The 21,122-nt window shown below is 35.3% G+C and carries 17 protein-coding genes and 1 riboswitch; of the genes, 14 read left to right on the top strand and 3 right to left on the bottom strand.

Annotated elements, in window-relative coordinates; all coding sequences use genetic code 11:
- Positions 1–53 precede the first annotated feature (53 nt).
- From NST60_RS03065 to NST60_RS03000, 14 genes are all read left to right on the top strand, one after another.
- The gene (locus NST60_RS03065) at positions 54–1,547 is read left to right on the top strand and encodes an aldehyde dehydrogenase family protein (RefSeq protein WP_169188291.1); all 1,494 of its coding nucleotides are present in this window, start codon (positions 54–56) and stop codon (positions 1,545–1,547) included.
- A 163-nt stretch (positions 1,548–1,710) separates the two neighbouring features.
- Positions 1,711–2,229: a sigma-70 family RNA polymerase sigma factor gene (locus NST60_RS03060; RefSeq protein ID WP_101730138.1), complete on the top strand. Its 519-nt coding sequence runs from the start codon at positions 1,711–1,713 to the stop codon at positions 2,227–2,229.
- Positions 2,222–3,532: a DUF4179 domain-containing protein gene (locus NST60_RS03055; RefSeq protein WP_169188292.1), complete on the top strand. Its 1,311-nt coding sequence runs from the start codon at positions 2,222–2,224 to the stop codon at positions 3,530–3,532. The genes NST60_RS03060 and NST60_RS03055 overlap by 8 nt, the downstream gene beginning before the upstream one ends.
- Before the next feature lie 122 nt (positions 3,533–3,654).
- Entirely contained in the window at positions 3,655–4,662 is a 1,008-nt protein-coding gene (locus NST60_RS03050; RefSeq protein WP_224428353.1) for a LacI family DNA-binding transcriptional regulator, read from the top strand.
- A gap of 65 nt (positions 4,663–4,727) precedes the next feature.
- Positions 4,728–6,353, top strand: coding sequence for a glycoside hydrolase family 13 protein (locus tag NST60_RS03045; protein ID WP_101730136.1), 1,626 nt, complete (start codon positions 4,728–4,730; stop codon positions 6,351–6,353).
- Positions 6,354–6,615: 262 nt separating this feature from the next.
- Positions 6,616–7,668, top strand: a complete 1,053-nt coding sequence (locus tag NST60_RS03040) for an aldose epimerase family protein (protein WP_224428354.1) — start codon at positions 6,616–6,618, stop codon at positions 7,666–7,668.
- 583 nt (positions 7,669–8,251) lie between these two features.
- Complete coding sequence (rhaM, locus tag NST60_RS03035; protein WP_224428355.1) at positions 8,252–8,566, top strand: L-rhamnose mutarotase; 315 nt, start codon at positions 8,252–8,254, stop codon at positions 8,564–8,566.
- Between the two features lie 337 nt (positions 8,567–8,903).
- Positions 8,904–10,040 (top strand): glycoside hydrolase family 88 protein, encoded by a 1,137-nt coding sequence (locus NST60_RS03030; protein WP_016200844.1) that lies wholly within the window; start codon positions 8,904–8,906, stop codon positions 10,038–10,040.
- 316 nt (positions 10,041–10,356) lie between these two features.
- A riboswitch (cyclic di-GMP riboswitch) is annotated at positions 10,357–10,439 on the top strand.
- A 179-nt stretch (positions 10,440–10,618) separates the two neighbouring features.
- Positions 10,619–11,044, top strand: a complete 426-nt coding sequence (locus NST60_RS03025; RefSeq protein WP_016200845.1) for an ATP-binding protein — start codon at positions 10,619–10,621, stop codon at positions 11,042–11,044.
- A 177-nt stretch (positions 11,045–11,221) separates the two neighbouring features.
- Positions 11,222–11,986 (top strand): GNAT family N-acetyltransferase, encoded by a 765-nt coding sequence (locus NST60_RS03020; protein ID WP_101730131.1) that lies wholly within the window; start codon positions 11,222–11,224, stop codon positions 11,984–11,986.
- A 22-nt stretch (positions 11,987–12,008) separates the two neighbouring features.
- Complete coding sequence (locus NST60_RS03015) at positions 12,009–13,019, top strand: asparaginase (RefSeq protein WP_016200846.1); 1,011 nt, start codon at positions 12,009–12,011, stop codon at positions 13,017–13,019.
- A 31-nt stretch (positions 13,020–13,050) separates the two neighbouring features.
- The gene (locus NST60_RS03010) at positions 13,051–13,941 is read left to right on the top strand and encodes a CPBP family intramembrane glutamic endopeptidase (protein ID WP_016200847.1); all 891 of its coding nucleotides are present in this window, start codon (positions 13,051–13,053) and stop codon (positions 13,939–13,941) included.
- Positions 13,942–14,366: 425 nt separating this feature from the next.
- Positions 14,367–15,332: a S8 family peptidase gene (locus tag NST60_RS03005; RefSeq protein ID WP_016200848.1), complete on the top strand. Its 966-nt coding sequence runs from the start codon at positions 14,367–14,369 to the stop codon at positions 15,330–15,332.
- Between the two features lie 396 nt (positions 15,333–15,728).
- Positions 15,729–18,911: a DEAD/DEAH box helicase gene (locus NST60_RS03000; protein ID WP_341098124.1), complete on the top strand. Its 3,183-nt coding sequence runs from the start codon at positions 15,729–15,731 to the stop codon at positions 18,909–18,911.
- A 91-nt stretch (positions 18,912–19,002) separates the two neighbouring features.
- Here the strand turns inward: NST60_RS03000 and NST60_RS02995 are convergent, their stop codons facing one another.
- From NST60_RS02995 to dpsA, 3 genes are all read right to left on the bottom strand, one after another.
- Positions 19,003–19,167, bottom strand: coding sequence for a toxin-antitoxin system HicB family antitoxin (locus NST60_RS02995; RefSeq protein ID WP_341098123.1), 165 nt, complete (start codon positions 19,165–19,167; stop codon positions 19,003–19,005).
- Positions 19,168–19,179: 12 nt separating this feature from the next.
- Complete coding sequence (locus NST60_RS02990; protein WP_169188295.1) at positions 19,180–20,022, bottom strand: SPFH domain-containing protein; 843 nt, start codon at positions 20,020–20,022, stop codon at positions 19,180–19,182.
- A 129-nt stretch (positions 20,023–20,151) separates the two neighbouring features.
- Positions 20,152–21,027 (bottom strand): dipicolinate synthase subunit DpsA, encoded by an 876-nt coding sequence (gene dpsA / locus NST60_RS02985; protein ID WP_016200852.1) that lies wholly within the window; start codon positions 21,025–21,027, stop codon positions 20,152–20,154.
- Positions 21,028–21,122: the final 95 nt, after the last annotated feature.

Raw genomic sequence — 21,122 nt, 5'->3', positions numbered from 1 at the left:
TCTTCTTCCTAATTAATACCTTATTTTTAAATATTTGAAAAGGGGTTTTAAAAATGGTCACTTCTTTAAATGCAACAACTGTATTGGACAAGGAATATGGTCTATATATTAATGGGCAATGGGTAAAAGGTTCAGAAGGAAAGCTAATTAGCAGCTATAACCCTAGTAATGGAGAAAAGTTGGCTGATTTTGTGGACGCTACCTATGCAGATGTAGATCAAGCAGTGGCTGCAGCAGCAGAGGCATTAAAAACATGGAAGAAAGTAAGTTTAATAGATAGAAGCAATTTATTATTAAAAATTGCTGATTTAATTGATGAACATGCGGAAAAATTAGCCTTAGTGGAGACATTGGATAACGGAAAGCCACTAAGAGAAACAAGAAATATTGATGTTCCATTAAGCTCTGATCATTTCCGCTATTTTGCAGGCGTAATCCGCTCTGAAGAGGGAACTGCTCAAGCCTTCGATGAAGATACCTTATCGATTTCGATTAAAGAGCCTATTGGAGTAGTTGGACAAATTATTCCATGGAATTTCCCGTTATTAATGGCTGCATGGAAAATTGCTCCTGCTATCGCTGCAGGTAATACAGTAGTTATTCATCCGTCGTCTACTACCTCTTTGAGCCTATTAGAATTAGCCAAGCTTTTAGATCAAGTTTTACCAAAAGGGGTAGTCAATGTGATTACCGGCCGTGGTTCTCATTCAGGAGACTATATGCTAAAACATGAGGGCTTTGCAAAAATTGCTTTTACAGGATCCACTGAAATAGGACAAGAAGTTGCAGTTGCAGCAGCGAAGAGACTGATACCATCTACACTTGAGTTAGGTGGAAAGTCAGCGAACATTATCTTTAATGATGCACCAATGGAGCGCGCATTAGAAGGGGTTCAATTAGGAATACTCTTTAACCAAGGACAAGTGTGCTGTGCTGGTTCCCGCATTTTCATTCAAGAAGGCATTTATGATGAGTTCCTTGCAAAAATGAAGCTGGCATTCGAAGATGTAAAAGTTGGCTTGCCGTGGGAAGAAGATGTCGTGATGGGCGCGCAAATAAATGAACGCCAATTAGAGCAAATTTTAGAATATGTAAAAATTGGAGAAGAAGAGGGAGCAAGAGTTGTAACAGGTGGGTGCAGGCTTATAAATAACGGATTAGAGAATGGAGCATTTATGGCACCGACGATTTTAGCAGATGCCACGAATGAGATGCGTATTGCTCAAGAAGAAATTTTTGGTCCAGTTGCAACGCTTATAAAATTTAAGACAGAAGAAGAAGTGATTGAGCTCGCTAACCAATCAGAATTTGGACTCGGAGGAGCAGTATTCTCACGCGATATTAATACAGCACTTCGTGTCGCAAGAGGGGTTGAGACAGGACGTATGTGGGTGAATACGTATAATCAGCTTCCAGCAGGAGCACCATTTGGAGGATACAAAAAATCTGGTATCGGTAGGGAAACATATAAGAGCATATTAGATGGGTATACACAGACGAAAAATATTTATATTGTAACGAAAGAAGAAACAGAGGGATTGTATTAAAGTAAAGTAGGAAGCTGCTAGGACTTTGTCTTGGTGGCTTTTTTTATGCTTGAAATTTCATGTATAATTTGCTTTTAGATAAAAAGGAATTTATTTTATATTTTTCGTGAACTTTTTCCCCAGTATAAAGTCTAATGTATAGGAGAATAGAGGAGGTGATTAATTGGAAGAGTTAGAGATTAGTAAGAAAGCTATTAAAGGAGATGATGATGCCTTTTTGGAAGTAATGCAATTATATAAAGAATCATTGCTAAGAGCTGCTTTAGCATTTTTAAAAGATGAAGATGCGGCAATAGAAGCATTGCAGGAAGTAACCTATCGAGCTTATAAAAAGATACATACCATTAAAGAGCCAGCCTATTTAAAAACATGGCTAACAAGAATTATGATCAATTATTGTCAAGATCAAGTAAAGAGATCCAACAGAGTTATTTCTGATAACCAAGTATATGATATATCTGTTTACCAAGACCAATCCTTGATTGAACTAAAGGAAGCCCTTGAATTGTTATCTAATGAAGATCAGCAATTAATCTATTTGAAATATTTTCAAAATACGAAGATCAAAGAAATTGCCGCAATGGAAAAAATACCAGAAGGAACCGTAAAGTCTCGATTACATAAAGTACTGAAAACATTAAGGCTATATTTTAAGGAGAAAGGAGAGAGTGATCATGTATGAACAAGAGGAACAAAGTTTGTCTAAATTAAAGAATGACTTAAAAAAAATAAGTTTACCGATCGAAAAAGCCGATGAAGCCATTTTAAGTGGATTTTTAAAAGCTAAGCGAGAAAAAAATCTGGTTAAGAAAAAACAAAAACGATTAGTAGGGCTTGCGATTGCTGCCATTATTATCATTTTCTTTGTAACTTCCATTCGAATATCCCCAACTTTTGCAAATGCTCTCTCAACAATCCCTGGGATGGAATGGATGATTGGTTTTATTGAACAAGATAAAGGCTTTTCCGCCATTATAGAAAATGATTATTATCAAAAGGTAGATGTTTCTGAGACAAAAGGAGATTTGACGTTAACGATAGATGGAGTAATTATGGATGAATCAGGAATGAATGTATTTTATACGTTGAAATCGACAAAGCCACTAACTGGCGGAGAGATAAAGTATATTAATCTCCTAAATAAAGAAGAATTTCCTGAGCATTCACGTAGCTATAATGTATATTTTCCTGATGATATTCAAAATGAATTTCAAGATATGGTTGAGTACCAATTTGTAAACTCTTTTTCTTTTGAGGAATTAACGTTTAACTTTGAATTAGTTACAGTAATGGACAATCAAGAAATAAAATTTCTGATTCCTTTTGAACTCAAGGAAAATGTAAAGAAGAATATAACTTATCCAATAAACCAGGTTGTGGAAGTGGAGAATCAAAAAATCACGATAGAAGAAATTATCGTGTACCCATTACGAATTGGAGTGAAGGTAGCATTTGATCCTGCTAATACAAAAGAAATTTTGGGATTTGAAGATATGCGGTTGGAAAATGAAAAAGAAGAAGTTTGGAGTTCTATTAAAAACGGAACTGTAATGAGGCATATAAGTGAAAATGAGAAAACATTTTATTTGCAGTCTAATTATTTTGAAAAAACGAAGGAAATTTATTTGTGTATAAATAAGTTGATGGCAATTGATAAGGAAGACGCGATGGTTATTGTAGACACGGAAGCAAGTAAATTAATAAAAAGTCCGAAAGACGGTAAGCTTAAATTAGGAAAAACTTCTGAGAATCAAATAGAATTTTATATGGAATCGAATTCAGAAAATCATTTTAGTCTCTTTAGTTATGCAATAGATGCTGATGGAAAAGAACTCTCAATATCTACTGAACTAATGACAAGTACCAATAATGAAAAGAGATGGGAGTTACATTTAGAAAACACTGTTTATAAAAATCCTTTACGTCTTGAATTATTCGCTTACCCTAATTACATCGAAGGGGATGTAAAGATAGAAGTAAAATAAGCTGCATGCTTTGGTAGTGGTATTCATCATACCATTACCAAAGCACACGTTTTTTTATTGTAAGCGTTACATTTTTGTGTTAAAGTAAAGTTACGTAAACGTTTACGTGAAGGGTGAAATAAATGACGATAACAATTAAAGACATAGCAAAAGTCGCCAATGTGTCCACAGCAACTGTTTCAAGAGTTTTAAATGGAGCAGGTGGTTACAATGAAGAGACAAAGAAGAAAATCCTGCAAATGGCAGAAGAGCTAGGCTATCGGAGAAATGAAATGGCGAGAAGCTTAGTGAAAAAATCTAGTAATTTAATTGGTATTATCATGCCAAACGTGTCAACCATCTTTTATGCTGATATTGTAAATGGGATGGAGAAGGTAGCGCAATGTCATGGCTTTAGTGTCATTCTTTCCCATGCTGGGGAGAAAGGTAATCGATTAATTGATTGCTTAAAAATGCTAGAAGAAAGAAAAGTGGATGGGCTTGTTCTTGTATCTATCCCACTAACCGAGGAGCAAATTCAAGCTATTGAATCATTGAGTATCCCTTATGTGCTATTGTCTACAGATACACAAAATAAACAAATACCTTTTATTAAAGTAGATGATTTTGAAGCTTCCTATGCTGCTACAAAGTATCTAATTGACCATGGACATCGAAAAATTGGCTTGGCAGGTGTGGATTACGCTGATCGAGTAGCTGGGATTCCGAGGATAGAAGGATATAAAAAGGCATTAATGGATCACGGATTAAGTATTTCGGCTAACTACATAAAAGCAGGAGATTATAGTTTTTCTGCCGGAAAAGAAGCCCTCTATGCTTTCCATGCTGAAAAGGCTGGAATAACAGCTGTATTTTGTGTAAGTGATGAAGTAGCACTTGGTGTTATTTCAGCAGCCTTTGACTTAGGGATAAAAATACCAGAGCAACTTTCTGTCATAGGCTACGATAATACGAGAGTTGCAGAAATGGCTGTTCCTCCCTTAACTACAATAGAGCAACCATTTCAGTTAATGGGAGAAAAGGGCTGCTTGAAAGTGATTGAGGCTATTCAGCAAAAAGTAGAAGTGAAAACAGAAAGGATGCCATTTCGATTAGTAGAAAGGGCGTCTGTAATAAATAGGATGGAGTAAAATTTTTTAAACTTTACATAAACGTTTATGTAAAGAATATATTTTCACAGAAAGTAGGTAACATAATGGAAAAGAAATGGTGGCAAACGTCAGTCGTATATCAAATATATCCAAGAAGCTTTCAAGACAGTAATGGAGATGGAATTGGAGATTTAAGAGGAATCATCAATCGTCTTGATTATTTGCAAAAACTAGGAATCGATGTTATTTGGCTAAGCCCTGTATACAAATCGCCTAATGATGATAATGGCTATGATATTAGTGATTATGAAGATATTATGGATGAATTTGGTACGATGGCAGATATGGATGAATTAATTGCAACTGCGAATGAAAAAGGAATTAAAATTGTTATGGATTTAGTCGTAAATCACACTTCAGATGAGCATAAATGGTTTATTGAAGCAAAAAAAGGAAAAGACAATCCATATCGAGATTACTATATATGGCGTGACCCGGTTAATGGCGAAGCACCAAATGAACTAAAATCTACTTTTAGCGGTTCTGCTTGGGAATTTGATGAAGATAGCGGACAATATTTCTTGCATTTATTCAGTAAAAGACAGCCAGATTTAAATTGGGAAAATGAAAAAGTGCGGGAAGAAGTTTGGAATATGATGAACTATTGGCTAGAAAAGGGAATCGGTGGCTTCCGCATGGATGTGATTGATTTAGTAGGAAAACAACCAGATCTTGGTATTACTGGAAATGGACCAAAGCTACATGATTATCTTCAAGAAATGAATGAAAAATCGTTTGGTAATTATGATGTTTTAACAGTAGGAGAAACTTGGGGAGCAACTCCTGAAATCGCTAAATTATATTCGAATCCAGCAAGAAATGAGCTTTCCATGGTCTTTCAATTTGAACATATTGGATTAGACGAGCAAGAGGGGAAACAAAAATGGGATTTAAAGCCATTAGAAATAAAGCAATTAAAATCCATACTAGCAAAATGGCAAACTTCTCTTGGGAATGAAGGTTGGAATAGTTTGTTTTGGAATAATCATGATTTACCAAGAATCGTATCTCGTTGGGGAAATGATAAAGAGTATCGGGTGGAAAGTGCAAAGATGTTTGCCATCCTTTTACATTTAATGAAAGGAACTCCATATATTTATCAAGGGGAAGAGATTGGGATGACTAATTGCCCAATTTCGGATATTAGTGAAGTGAATGATATAGAGAGTATTAATATGTACTATGAGCGAATAGAGCAAGGGTATACGAAAGAGGAAATCCTTCATTCGATTAATGTAAAAGGTAGAGACAATGCAAGAACACCTATTCAATGGGATGATACGGAGAATGGAGGGTTTACTACCGGGACACCGTGGCTGCATGTTAATCCGAATTATTTGGATATTAATGTTAAGAATAATTTAGAAAATGCTAATTCCGTCTTCTATTGTTATCAATCTTTAATTCAATTGAGAAAAGATAATCCAATCGTAGTATGGGGAGATTTTGAGCTAATCGAAGATACGGAAGAAGAGATTTTTGCTTATACACGAAAGTTTGAAGGAAAAACTTGGGTAGTAGTGGCCAACTTTAGTGACCAAGAAAAAATGCTGCATTTACCAGAATTTAACGAGTGTGATGAGGTGATTATTAGTAATTATCATCGTGAAAGTGTGGATTTTGGAAATGTGCATTTAAAGCCATATGAAGCTTTTGTTGTAAGCATTTGATCGAAAACATTACGGAAGCTGTCAACATCATCGATAAGTGAGATATTGACAGCTTTTTTTATTTTCTCTAGAAAAAATAAAAAAAATATTATCAATTCTGATAAAATAAAGTAAGATATAGTTGGGGATTAGTTAATAGGGTAAACAAACTATTGAAAGCGTTTCAATATATGTTCATTTAAAAACATGGAAATGAAGGCGATTTCAAATTAGAAGTGGGAAAATAAGAGAGAAAGAATGATTATTAGAAGGAGTGATTAATATGAATTATAGTCAAAGATCAATGGGAGAAGTAAACGGAGCAAAGATAACAGAATATACTTTTACGAATAACAATGGAATGAGTTTCTCTAGTATGAATTATGGCTGCATTATCACGAAAATTATAGTTCCAGATAAGGAAGGAAACAAGGAAAATGTTGTGCTTGGCTTTGAAACATTAGAGGAGTATAGACAGTATCCAGGTCCTTATTTAGGGGCGATTGTTGGGCGCGTTGCAGGAAGAATTAATCGTGGTCAATTCGAACTTAATGGAAAAGAGTATCGATTAAATACAAATACTCCTCCTAATCACTTACATGGGGGAAATGTTGGTTGGAGTGAAGTAGTCTTTGATTCTTGTATTGTAGAAGAGGAAGGGGCAATTGGAATTCGCTATACATATCATAGTCCAGATGGAGAAGAAGGTTATCCAGGTAATTTTGACTTTACTGTAGATTATTTACTGACTAATGAGAATGAAATAGTCCTAACATACCACGGAAAAACAGACAAAGAAACACCTGTAACAGTGACCAATCATTCCTATTTTAATTTAAGTGGGAATAATAAAAGAGATATAACTAATCATGAACTAATTGCTGATGTTGATCGTTTCTTAGAACTAGATGAAGGATTTATTCCAACAGGAAAAATGGTACATACAGAAAATACACCATTTGATTTTTCGGAAGGAAAGCTGTTGAAAGCAGGAATTGATAATGATTTTGACCAAAATACTTTAGTAGGTAATGGATATGACCATCCCCTTATTTTCTCTGAAGAAGGATCCCATTCTGCTATTTTAAGAGATAAAGAGAGTGGAAGAGAAATGTCTTTAGTAACGAATCAGCCTGCACTCATTCTTTATTCAGGTAACCAATTAGAAGATAAATATGATTTTAATGGCGTAACGGGAAGAAAATACTTAGGGGTATGTTTAGAAACACAAGGATTTCCCGACGCAATTAACCATCCTGAATTTCCATCCGTTGTTTTAAAACCTGAAGAAACATATCATGCTGAAACGAAATTGAAATTTCGAGTAACAGAATAAAAGAATAGGCATAAATACAAAAATAGGAAAAAATCATCATGATGGTTTTTTCCTATTTTTGTGGATAGAAAGATCTTAATAATGGCAAAAACCACTAATTCAACCTAATGGCTACTGCCTTAAAAATCATGAACCCAAACCTTATGAAATAAAAAGAAGTAAATATTGTCTCTGTATATAGCAAAATAACGTTAATGTAAGTGCAATTTTTACTATAATAAAAAGAAAATAAGAGGAGAGAGGTGAAAGGCAAAGAGTGTAAGCGCAGAAGTTAAGACTTCCGATATAGCAAAAACAAGTATGGGAAGGAATTGCATTATTCGGCATAAAGGGGTAAAAGGATGCCTCTCCATTAAAGGAATTATATAGGTAGATAAATCTATGAATAAGTATGGAATTGTACGATTATTGCTTTTCTTGAAGGAGAATTCAACTATTAAACAGAAACTAATAATTGGGCAATTAGAAAACATTGGTTAAAAAGTAGTCTTCTTCACCCTCTCAGCCCATTTTATTCAATGAAGCAGTAGTTTGCGTATTAATTAAGATAGTTTTTTTTTGTTAAAAACAAGGAGGAGATTCAATGAAAAGAATAGCATCTATTATGTTTATTAAACCCGGATATGAAAACGAATACAAAAATAGGCATGATGAACTTTGGCCAGAAATGGAGGAAGCGTTGAAACAGCATGGTGCCACCAATTATTCTATTTACCTTCATCGTGAATCGCAAGTGTTATTTGCTTATTTAGAAGTAGCGGATGAAGATACATATGAACTTATCTCCCAAACAGCAATATGCAGAAAATGGTGGAAATACATGGCGCCAATAATGGAAACAAATGAAGATTATAGTCCTGTAACCCATAAATTAGAAGAAGTTTTTCATTTAGACTAAGCAGAAAATTATCCATGAAGGGGAACGGATTATGAGAGCTGAAATTTGAGGGAAATCTGGAGTAATTTACAATGGATTATTCAAAGGAAAAAAATGTAGTAGTATGGAAAAAAACTACACAAAATAAATAATGATTTATAAAAGGAATAGCAATAAGAGTAAAATTATTTCGAGAAGTAGTAAAGATTGTACATTGTTGATAGGTAATGAAATTCCTATAATGAGAGTATAGTAACCATAGAGAAAGAGAGGGCTTATTAACATTTTTTTTAAAAAATGAAAACCTTTTCTTTTTTTGGAGTTGGCTGATTCGAATAAAAGGAGTTGTGCAATTATAATGAGTGATAACGAAAAATGGCTTGAAGAAGCTTGGGAGTTTGTAATAGAGAAAACAACTCGAAATAATGAAACGATTGGTGCGAATTTTCCACATGCAAGTGTAGACAAGAAATATGTATTGGAAGATCCTGAATGGTGGACTGCTGGTTTCTGGCCAGGACTTTTATGGCAGGTATATCAAGAAAATAAGGATGACGCACTTAGAAAAACGGCAGAACAGTGTGAAGCGAACTTGGATTATTTATTGTCTGATTCAGAAAAATTAGATCATGATATGGGGTTTATGTGGACGCTGACGAGTCTAGCAAATTATAAACTTACTGGTAATAAGGAATCAAGAAGAAGAGGTTTATTAGCAGCCAATTTTTTATTAGGTAGATTTAATGCACAGGGCAATTATATTCGTGCATGGAATGCTTGGTCAAAGAAGGAGGATAACCGAGGCGTTGCAATAATTGATTGCATGATGAATCTTCCATTGTTATATTGGGCTTCAGAAGAAACTGGGGACCCGCGTTTCAAAATAGCTGCCGAAAAGCATGCAGAAACTGTTAAAAAGCATTTTATTCAGCCAGATGGTTCTGTGCATCATATTGTTGTCTTTGATCCAGAAACAGGCGAAGTAGTAGATAAGCTTGGTGGTCAAGGCTATGCACCAGATAGTGCTTGGTCAAGAGGAACTGCTTGGGCATTATATGGTTTGACTCTTTCCTATTTGCATACTAATAATATAGAATTTTTATATGCGGCAAAATCAGTTTCCCATTTCTTTCTTTCTAATCTTCGTCCAAATGAATGTCCAGCTTGGGATTTTCGTATTCCTGAAGACGGAGAAAAACGATATTCCTACCCTGATTCATCGGCAGGTTCGATTGCAGCTTGTGGGTTACTCATGCTTGGGAAACTTGTAACTGATTTTGAAAAGCCAATATATCAGGAGGCAGGAGCAAATTTATTAAAAACTCTCTACACTACTTGTGCTACAAAAGAAGACAAAGAAGAGGAAGGTTTACTAAATAACGGAACAAGTCATTTTCCAGAGCAAAAGAATGTGGATGTTCCTTTAATTTATGGAGACTATTTTTTTGTTGAGGCTCTTAACGTATTGCGGCAAAAGGATGTTTTATTTTGGTGATAATTAAGTGGGTATGAAGAGTATAAGTAACTTTGTTATCAGTGGGAGTTAAAATTCCCACTGATTTTTTGTATTTATCCTTTATAGTAAGTAAATGCAATATAAACTAGTTAGTATATTTCGTTTAAATGTAATCTTTTCTCAAGGGTCCTTCATAGTTCCGGGTCTTTTATATCCATTTAAAAAGTTGGCTTTTTCCATTTTTTGATAAGTAAGAGTAGTTTGCTATAATTTTTCTAACAATATAGGTTTATGACGATTCTATCTGGGTATATAATACTATATAATTGATTAACTTCATATTATGGAGAAAGATATAAAGGTAGAAAGCTTTGATTAATCAACTTATTTGGGCGCTTTGTTGATTATGAGCTACTAGCGCAACCGGCTAACCAAACTATCCTTGTTTGTTTTGTTAGTCTTTTTTTATGGACACAAAAGAGTCATATTTCTAATGAATGTTCAGTTCCAGCATCAATGTGCCGACAAACATCAAATCTTCGTTTCTTGTAAATATGTATTAACGATATTTGTCGATTATAAGGAGCTTGTGCTTTTCTAAAAATGGGGGGCAACATATGAGTGAACATATTAGCTATCAAACGATAGTAATACAGGATCATACAGAGAAAGAATGGAAAGATAAATTAAATAAGGATTTAAGAGATTGGTTGTCTGAGGATTTTATGCTTAGTGTGGGAATCGGTGAAGCTGTAAATAATGCTATTGAACATGGGGAGTTTCCTGTTATTTTAGAACTACAATATACAAAGCATACTGTCGATATGCGGATTAAAGATCATGGAAAAGGATTTAATGTGGCAAAGAAATTTCATGATATCGAAAAATATGGTACAGAAAAGCTTTTGAGTGATATTGTGCTTGAGGAACGAGGAAGAGGTATTTTAATGATGATGAAAATCTTTCAAAAAGTGCACTATAATGAAAGAGGCAACGAAGTATTTTTATGGAGAGAAAGGAGGGAAAATGCAGAAGCCATATAATTGTAGAGAGAATGATTATTTTGTTAGGACTGTTCCTTTATGAGCAGTCCTATTTGCGTTTGGGTGAAATGAAATATTGTCATTTTTTTCTATAATCTACTGATTTCTATAAATGAATCGTTTATTATTAGTATATTACGGTAAAAAAGTAGTTTGGGAGAGGGTAGGAATAACATCATGGAGAAAGTGACCTATAGCAACATCCATAAGGAAGGAAATCAAATAAAGGAAACTACTAATTGGATACATATTCATAATGCAGAAATGCTCCTTCAGTATGACAGTAATTACATCCAATTTAAAGCAATGCCTACAATAATGGAATTTGAGCTGGTAGAAGAATACCTGAAAGAGTTTCATCAAAGAACTGGGCAGAAGCATCTTAAATTTATTTTTCCAGAAAATCAAAAATTTACGAAAGAGCTACTAGACCATATTGTTCGTAACCTTCACTATGATGTGGGATTGACGGAGCTTTATGCAATTGATCCCAGTGAATTTCCTGCATTGTCGCATATAGAGGAGATTCTGATTAAGGAAGTAACGGAGGATAATTTTGAGGATTATTTACAATTGGAATATAATCAGGATTTAGAATATGGAATAGATTTTGCTAAAGGCAAAACAGAAATCTATCGGAAAAATTTTAAAAATCCTCAATTTTTGCAAGTAATAGCTTATTATAAAGGAAAAGCAGCTGGTGCTTTAGAAGTAATTATAGCAGATAAAACGGTCGAAATTGACGGAATTTTTGTAATTGAAGCATATCAACGAAAAGGGATTGCCGCTCGAATGCAAAAAATGGTGATGGATTTATTTCCAAATAAGACCATCATTTTATTAGCAGATGGAGAGGATACGCCAAAAGAAATGTATAAAATGCAAAACTATCAAAAACAAGGATTTCAATATGAAGCATTGAAGGAAAATTTCCATGCTTAAAAAGAAAAAGGAGTAGATTGATTTGAATGAGCCGATGCTTGTCTATCGTGGACAATATGTGGAAAGTACACATACTATTCATGTTGCTGTAGTAAATAAAGAAGGTAGATTACTATATTCCTATGGAAATCCAAATAGGATGACATTTCCTAGGTCGTCGATGAAGCCATTTCAAGCGATTCCGCTTTTAGAAACAGGAGCTGCAGATACCTATTCTTATAATAATGCTGAAATAGCAATTGCTTGCGCTTCTCACGCAGGAGAATCCTTCCATAGAGAAACCATTCTTCAGCTGTTAGAAAGACTAGGCATTAAGGAAGATCATCTGCAATGTGGAACCCATACACCATGGAACTTAACAAGCTATAAAGAGTTGTTGCGAAATGGGGGAGATGTGACACCTGTTTTCAGTAATTGTTCTGGTAAGCATACTGGTATGCTGGCAACTGCTATTCACATGAAAGAAGATATCTCCACTTATCGGGAAATAGAGCATCCACATCAACAACGAATTTTAGAGGCGATTGAAGACATATGTGATTTTCCGAAAGAAAATATAAAGCTTAGTGTAGATGGTTGTGGCGTACCAGTCCATCAATTACCTCTATATCATACAGCACTTGGTTATGCAAGACTAGCAAGCCCAGATGCTATTAAATCCGAAGAGCGCAGAAATATAGTGAAACGGATAAGAGATAGCATGATGGAATTTCCTGAAATGGTTGGTGGTACAAGGAGATTTGATACGGACTTAATGACTGCATATCAAGGACAGATTGTTTCAAAAGCAGGTGCTGAGGCCGTTCAGTGTATGGGGCTTGTCGAAGAAGGAATCGGAATTGCGATTAAGGTGGAAGATGGGGGAGCACGAGCAGTAAATGTTGCAGCAATGGAGGTACTAAGTCAGCTAGGCTATAAAGAGGAGAAAATTTTTGCTGATTTAGAAAGATATGTGCATGCTCCAGTGCTCAATGCAAGAAAAGAAAAAATTGGCGAAATACGTGCAAATTTCGCTTTGGAAAAGAGAATCTGATTTGAAAAAATGATACAAAGGAGTAGAGAGATTGAAACATTATTTGAACGTAACAGAAGGAAAAAATAAATGGCCGCGCTATTTATTTTCCATTTTATTGGCTGTTGGCTTTATGATAGCAGGTTCCATTATTTATTTTATTATTGAGTTACTGCGCGTGGAGTTAGATGGGAACGATGCTACATATTTGGATCTAGATACAGGAATGGTAGTTGGCGGAAATGGCACTATCAGCTTATTATTGACACATATTATTTATATCATTTCTTTAGTTGGTCTATGGATTGGAGTACGTTTTATTCACAAAAGAAAATTCCGGACATTGATTACTGGCGAAAAAAGAGTGAATTGGAAAAAGATAGGCTGGGGATTTGCCGTATTTACTGGACTATTCCTAGTTACATCAGGTTTGGATTTCTTAATAAATGCAGCTGATTATACATGGAATAATGTTTCATTTTCTGAGTATGTCTATTTATTCCTTGTCGTAATTCTGTTTGTTCCGATTCAAACGACGGTAGAAGAGCTTTTATTTAGGGGATTATTGCTACAATGGGTTGGAAAAAAATTGAAGAATCCCGTTCTATTAGCACTTATTGTGGGACTGATTTTTGGATCCTTGCATTTTGCAAATCCTGAAATGAATCATTCTGCACTATTAGTGGGATTAGATTATTTGTTTGTAGGATTTGCTCTAACCTTTATAGCTGTAAAAACAGGCAGTTTAGAGTTATCTATTGGTGCACATGCGGCGAATAATATGATGATCTTCTTATTATTTACATACGATGATTCTGTTGCAGGAGATATCCCAAGTCTTTTTAGAATTATCGATACAAGTCCATTGTATTCCTTAATCTGGTCGATTGTCATTTTTGTTTCTTTTTATTTGTTGATTAGGAAAAAATATGGAGTAAAATAAATGTTTCTTTTATTTTGGCTATTTTCGTAAAGTTTGTTGCTATGACCCGCAGCCTGAATACACTCCGCTTTCCGTGGGGCTCGCGCTGTGCCGCGGTCTGCTTCCCCCTGCAGGGTCTCAGGCTGTCTCGCTAATCCCACAGGAGTCTACGTGTATTCAGGCTGCTCAGATTTCCTCATTAATTGATTTTTTCTATTGAGAAAGCAACAATCTTTTAGAAAACAGCCTTTATTTTTAAATAAAGAGAATAGGACGAAGAAAAAATAGTCTTTATTGGTAAGGCTATTTTTTTCTATTAATATGGTCTATTAAAATAAGGAAAAGGAACAAATGTTCTGAAATGAGTCTTAAGCCTCTTATTAATATAATTCAGAATTGTTAAAATTATCTTTGTGTTATTCATTCTATTATTAGGAGGCTGTTATATGAAAAAAGAATGTAGAGTAATTCCTTATCAAGTGAAAGAGGTAGTTGACCTATCAACAGAAATACCAAAAGGAATTGAACTAATTCAGGCACCTGATTTATGGAATAAAACAAAAGGAAAAGGGATTACCATTGCTATCTTGGATACTGGGTGTGATATTAATCATCCAGATTTACAAGAACGTATTATAGGTGGTAAAAACTTTACGGATGATGACAATGGAAATTCAGAAATTTATATGGATTATAATGGGCATGGGACACATGTTGCTGGAACAATTGGAGCGTCTGGAAGTGACAGTGGATTAACAGGAGTAGCGCCAGAAGTTTCTCTTTTAATTGTAAAAGTTTTAAATGGACAAGGTTCCGGGCAATATGATTGGATTATAAATGGAATCTATTATGCCATTGAGCAGGGGGCCGACATAATTTCCATGAGCCTTGGAGGACCGGAAGATGTAGAGGAATTACACGCGGCAGTGAAAAAAGCAGTCGAAGCGCAAATTCTCGTCGTATGTGCAGCAGGTAATGAAGGGGATGGTCTCGCTTCAACCGAAGAATTGGGGTATCCCGCTGCCTATAATGAAGTAATAAGTGTTGGTGCTGTCGATTTAGAGAGAAATTCTTCTCGTTTTTCCAATTCAAATAGAGAAGTCGATTTAGTAGCCCCTGGGGAAGAGATTCTTTCTACCTTTTTAGATGGGAAATATGCAAGCCTAACAGGAACATCGATGGCTGCACCACATGTAAGCGGTGCGTTAGCATTAATTAAAATAATCAGCAATGAAGCTTTTGAAAGAAATTTAACAGAACCAGAAATTTATGCACAATTGATTAAAAGAACCATCCCATTAGGAAATAAACCAAGCCTAGAAGGGAATGGGATTCTCTATTTAACGGCTCCAGATGAATTGACGGAAAAACTCCAATCTGCTGTGCAATTACTTGTTGCCAATAGTATTTAAGAGGAAAGAAATATTTTTAAAAGTGGACAAACTTCTTGAAAAGGGAAGATTGTCCACTTTTTTTAGTAGTGGAAGAAGAACGGAGTGGCGGGATGGATGAAAAAAAGATTATATGATCCAAAAATCGGATAAATGATCCAAAAATTAAATATATGATCAAAACCAACAAGGAAATGATCCAAAAATCAAATATATGATCCAAACCCTATATATGATCAACCAAACAAGGATATAATCCAAATTTTCAATTCACCATCAATAAAGCATCTAACAAACAACAACAACTTCTACCTAATTTTACAATACTCTCATAATAGAAATGTTACGAAAAAAGTAGTAAAGTGTAAGGAGGTATTTGTGCGTAGTTTGTAATATTAAATGAAGGAGATTAGATTGTTGAATATCGTTATTACACGAAAAATGGTCATGGAGATGTGTGGTCCTGTATCTTTGAAAAGGGGCGAGGCATTTTCGAAGAATCATAAGGTGTTGTTTAAAGAATATAAAGAAGATTACTGTGAAGCATTCGTTCAAGCATCTGAAGATTTTGCTGTAATGGTTGCTCTAGAGGCTGGTGAAATAAAAGCGACTTGTTCTTGTCCAAAGCTTGCTTCCTTCCAAAAGGAGTGTCAGCATATTGCAGCTGTCTTGATGGAGATAAAGAAATTTCAGATGAGTGGCAAGGAGCCTTCTTTAATGGAAGATACGAATCCAAATGTATCTAATGATTTTTTTGCCTTATTTAATCAGACGCGTTCTCCTTCACCAAAGAAACAACGGCACTTTGAAAAAAGGGAAGTAGTACCGGTTGAATTCTGGGTAAAGGTTATGCAAGTTGGATCAGAAGCAAATATGTTTGGCATCGAAATTCACCTTTTATCTAATAAAATTAAAGACATTCGCCAATTTTTAGAACGAATGAAAGAAGGCAAAGCATATGAATATGCCCCATCGCAGAAATTTGACCCAATGCTTCACTGTGTAAAAGAAGAAAGGGAAGCAATCCTTCAGGAATTATGGAAAGTGGTAAGCGATGAAACGATTTTTTTGAATCATCACAACGAATTAAGCAATCTAGGCGGTAAAGATACTCTATTAATACCACCGTCCTCTTGGATTACCCTCCGTTCACACTGGAAGGAATTAATCTATTTAGAAGAATATAGCGAGACGAGAATACCCTTGCAAGTTTCTCATGAACCTCTTCCACTTACCTTTCAATTATATCAGGAGGAAACAGGAAGCTATCAATTGAATGTTCATGGAATAGATTCTGTTTTATTCTTGCATCAATATTATGCAGTAATGATAGACGGAAAGGTTATCCAAATGGAATCGGAGGATTTTAACAGGCTTGTAGAAATGAAGAAAATGACGGAGAAAGTTGGCAAGAATGATATTCCTATTGCAAACAATCAATTAGACTTCTTTTTGGAAAAGGTTGCCCCAGGCTTGAAAAAGTTGGGAGAAGTTCAATTGGAGAGAGAGCTTTCAAAAAAAATTGGCAAAGCGCCTCTACAAGCAGAGCTATACTTAGATAGAGTGAATAATCGATTGTTGGCAAGCCTAGAATTCCGCTATGAAAATATCGTTATCAATCCAGTTCATGAACGAGACAAAGACATAGAAGCAGTGCTTATTAGAGATTGGAAAAAAGAAGAAGTAATTTTAGAATTAATGGATGGAAGTTCATTTGCGAAAACGGATAGTGGGTATATGCTTTTTAACGAAGAATTGGAGTTTGATTTTCTATATTATGTATTACCAAAGCTGCAAAAGCTTGTGAAAGTTTATGCAACAACCGCGATTAGAACTCGAATTTTCAAGGAGAAAACATGGCCTCGTTTTTCGGTGAAGCTAAAGAAGGACCGGATAAACTGGCTAGAGTTTAAATTTGAGATGGAAGGCTTTCCAGAACGTGAAATCAAGGGACTGTTAGCTGCTTTAGAAGAAAAGCGTAAATATTATCGATTACAGGATGGGTCCCTTTTTGCCTTACAAACGAGGGAGATGGAGGAAATTCAAAGCTATCTTCACTCCCCACAAATAAAAGATAAGGATTTTGTCAGTGGATTTGAACTCACTCTTTTAGAAAGCCTATCGTTTATAGAGGAAGACAGAAAGATATTTAAACTAGACGAATCATATTTTGAACTGATTAATTCTCTCCTACATCCAGAAACATTAACGATTAAGGTTCCCGCTGATTTAGAGGATGTGCTGAAGTCCTACCAAAAAGATGGATTTAAGTGGATGAAAACTTTATCGCAATTTCATTTTGGCGGAATTTTAGCAGACGATATGGGGTTAGGCAAAACGCTTCAAAGTATTGCCTTTATCGTATCTGAATTACCAGTGATTCGCAGAGAAAAACAAAAAGTGCTAGTCGTTTGTCCTTCTTCCCTTCTATATAACTGGCAGAGAGAAATCATGAAGTTCGCTCCAACTATTCAATGTATTGTCCTCGATGGGAATAAAAAGGAGCGAGCGCTGCTACAAAAGGATTTAGAAAATATCGATGTTTTGATTACGTCCTATCCATTAATTAGACAAGATATACAATGGTATGAACAGCAAGCTTTTCACACTGTTTTCTTTGATGAAGCACAGTATTTCAAAAACCCACTTTCTCAAACAGCTAAGTCAGTGAAAAGGTTAAAAGCGATAAATCGTTTTGCTTTAACGGGTACGCCGCTTGAGAATTCCATTGAAGAGCTATGGTCTATTTTCCATATTGTTTTCCCTGAATTATTGAAGGGGTTAAAGGAATACGCAAATCTTACAAATAAGCAGATTGCGAAAAAAATAAGACCTTTTATGCTGCGCCGGTTAAAAGAGGATGTCTTAGCAGAACTACCTGAGAAAAGGCAGTGGAGCGAAATGGTGGAATTGTTACCAGAGCAAAAGAGATTATACGCAGCCTATTTGGCAAAACTAAGACATGATGCACTAAAGCACTTAAATAAAGATACATTACGAAAAAATAAGATTAGAATTCTTGCTGGGTTAACAAGACTACGTCAAATATGCTGTCATCCTGCTTTATTTGTAGAAAATTATGATGGTGGCTCTGCTAAGCTAGCGCATTTAATGGAATTAATGGAAGAAGCACAACGTTCCAATCGAAGAGTACTGATTTTCTCTCAATTTACAAGTATGTTGGACATTATAGGACAGGAATTAGCGAAAAAGGGATTATCATTTTTTTATTTGGACGGGAATACACCTTCAGATGAAAGAGTTGAATTATGTCATCGATATAATTTAGGAGAACGGGACTATTTTTTGATCAGCTTAAAAGCAGGAGGAACAGGACTGAATTTAATGACTGCAGATACGGTTATTCTATATGATACATGGTGGAATCCAGCGGTTGAAGAGCAGGCTGCCGATCGTGCTCACCGTATGGGACAGGAGAATATTGTAGATGTTATCAAACTGTTCTCAAAAGGAACGATCGAAGAGAAGATGTATGAACTACAGGAAAAGAAAAAAAGCTTAGTAGATGAAATCATTGATTCAGATGAAAAAATGATATCTTCCATAACAGAAGAGGATTTAATGGAATTATTAAGCTAAGCTAAATAGCGAAATGCAAAAAAAGAAGGAGGCCAGTGCTTTTTATAAAAGCTCTAGTCTCCTTTTTAGATGAAACGAATCATCTGCTAAGTCATTCTTCTTTTTGCTTTGGATATCGCTTGGCTTTTTTGGCAGCTTCACGAAGTAAATACTCAATGTGACTATTAATACTGCGGAAATCATCTGCAGCCCATTTTTGCAGCACTTCGTATAGCTCTGGATCAATGCGTAAAGGAAAGCTTTTTTTCTTCGTCATTTATACCACTCATTAATATAAAGTACCTGTATTAATTACAGGAGTTGTAGGATTTTCTGAAACAATCGCTACTAGTAAATTATTTACTAATTGTACCTTTCTTTCATCATCTAATTCAATGATTTTATCTTGTTCTAATTGGTTAATGGCCATTTGCGCCATACCCACAGCGCCTTCCACAATTTTTTGACGAGCAGAAATAATAGCAGAGGCTTGTTGGCGCTGCAACATTGCTTGAGCAATTTCAGTAGAATAGGCTAAATGAGTTAATCTTGCTTCGATTACCTCGACTCCAGCAAGATCAAGTCGAGCTTGTAATTCTGTTGTAAGCTCGTTGGAAACTTCTTCTGCATTTCCTCTTAATGTCAATTCCACATTTTCAAAGGTATCATATGGATATTTCGTGGCAACATGGCGGATAGCTGTTTCACTTTGGATTTCTACAAATTCCTCATAATTGTCCACATCGAAAATCGCCTTAGCTGAATCAATTACTTTGAATACAATAACGGCTGCTATCTCGATTGGATTCCCATCGACGTCATTTACTTTTAATCGCTTACTGTTAAAATTGCGTACACGTAAGGAAATGGTTTTTCTTAAAGTTAGTGGAATTGTTAAAAATAATCCACTACTGCGAATCGAACCTAAATACTTACCGAAAAAGGTTACAACTACAGCCTGATTTGGTTGAATAATGGTGATCCCACTACTAAGAAGTGCAGCTATTAATATAAACGGAATGCCTACACCTGGAAGTTCTTGTACAAGTAAATAGACACCAAGAAAAAGGGAAATAGCAATAAGGAGAACACCGATAAATCCATTAAAATGAAATGCGTTTTTTTCTTTCAAATGAATCACTCCTATAATTTCAATTTGATATAATTATGATATCACTTTTGTATAAAATTGTAAATGGATGATATGGTGATTTATGCAAAAAAAAAGAGATAGCTCTGGCTACCTCCGATTTTTCCAGTACTATTCTGTTCGTAGTAATTCTATCAACGTCTTTCCAATAATGGTGCCAGCTGTCCTTGGTGCAACTTTTGCAGGTAAACCAAGGGCCCATAAGGTTTGAATATGATGTTCCTTAGCAGCGGCAAAATCTGTTCCTCCAGGTTTGCTAGCTAAGTCAATGATTAAAGCCTGGCTTGGTAATTTTTTTAGAAGGTTAGAAGTTAAAAGAAGTGTTGGAACAGTATTAATAACAATCTGTTGAAGTGGGATTTTTGATTCTAATGCAGCTTCAAAAATTGGAGCCAATCCCATTTCAATCACCCTTGCTTCATCTTCTTTTTTTCGAACAAGAACTGTAACTTTTGCACCGACGGCAGAAAATAGGCGGGCAACAGTCTTACCAACTCTTCCAAAACCGAGAACAAGTACATGAGCGTTATGTATCGTAATATCCGTATGCTGGATTGCAAGCATTAACGCCCCTTCTGCAGTTGGAATTGAATTAAGAATCGCTACATCGTTTCTTGCAAAGAGAGCAACCAAATTTCGGTTTGTTTCTGTTGCAATTTGTTTTAAATAAGGCGTTATAATGCCTGAATACATAGTGGAGTTCGGTTTTGTTTTATTAATCATTTCTTTAGTTAGAAGAACCTTTTCCTTGGAAAATGTCGATTCGGCAATTCTGTTATCTTGTATTCCTGGAATAGGAAGGAGGATACTGTCCACTTCATGAAGTGGGACTCTTTGCCACTTAACTTTTATGACATTCTCATAAGAAATGGAAGCATCTTCAAAACCAATTAAATAAATTTTGCTTAATTCTGGTGCTAAAAGGCGGATCACTTCAAGCTGTCTAAAGTCACCACCGATGATTAATAGTACCTGTTTAGGATTCAATCATTCCACTTCCTTTCTTGTATGTGTAAAATAGCACACCTCCATATAAGAAAATATATGGAGGTGTAGATGTATTCAGACTATTTTCGTTTTAT

The organism is Niallia sp. FSL W8-1348 (genome assembly GCF_038006745.1).
GTDB classification, from domain to species: domain Bacteria; phylum Bacillota; class Bacilli; order Bacillales; family Cytobacillaceae; genus Niallia; species Niallia alba.
The sequence above is the reverse complement of the archived record's forward strand: the minus strand, read 5'-3'. Positions and strand labels throughout refer to the sequence as shown.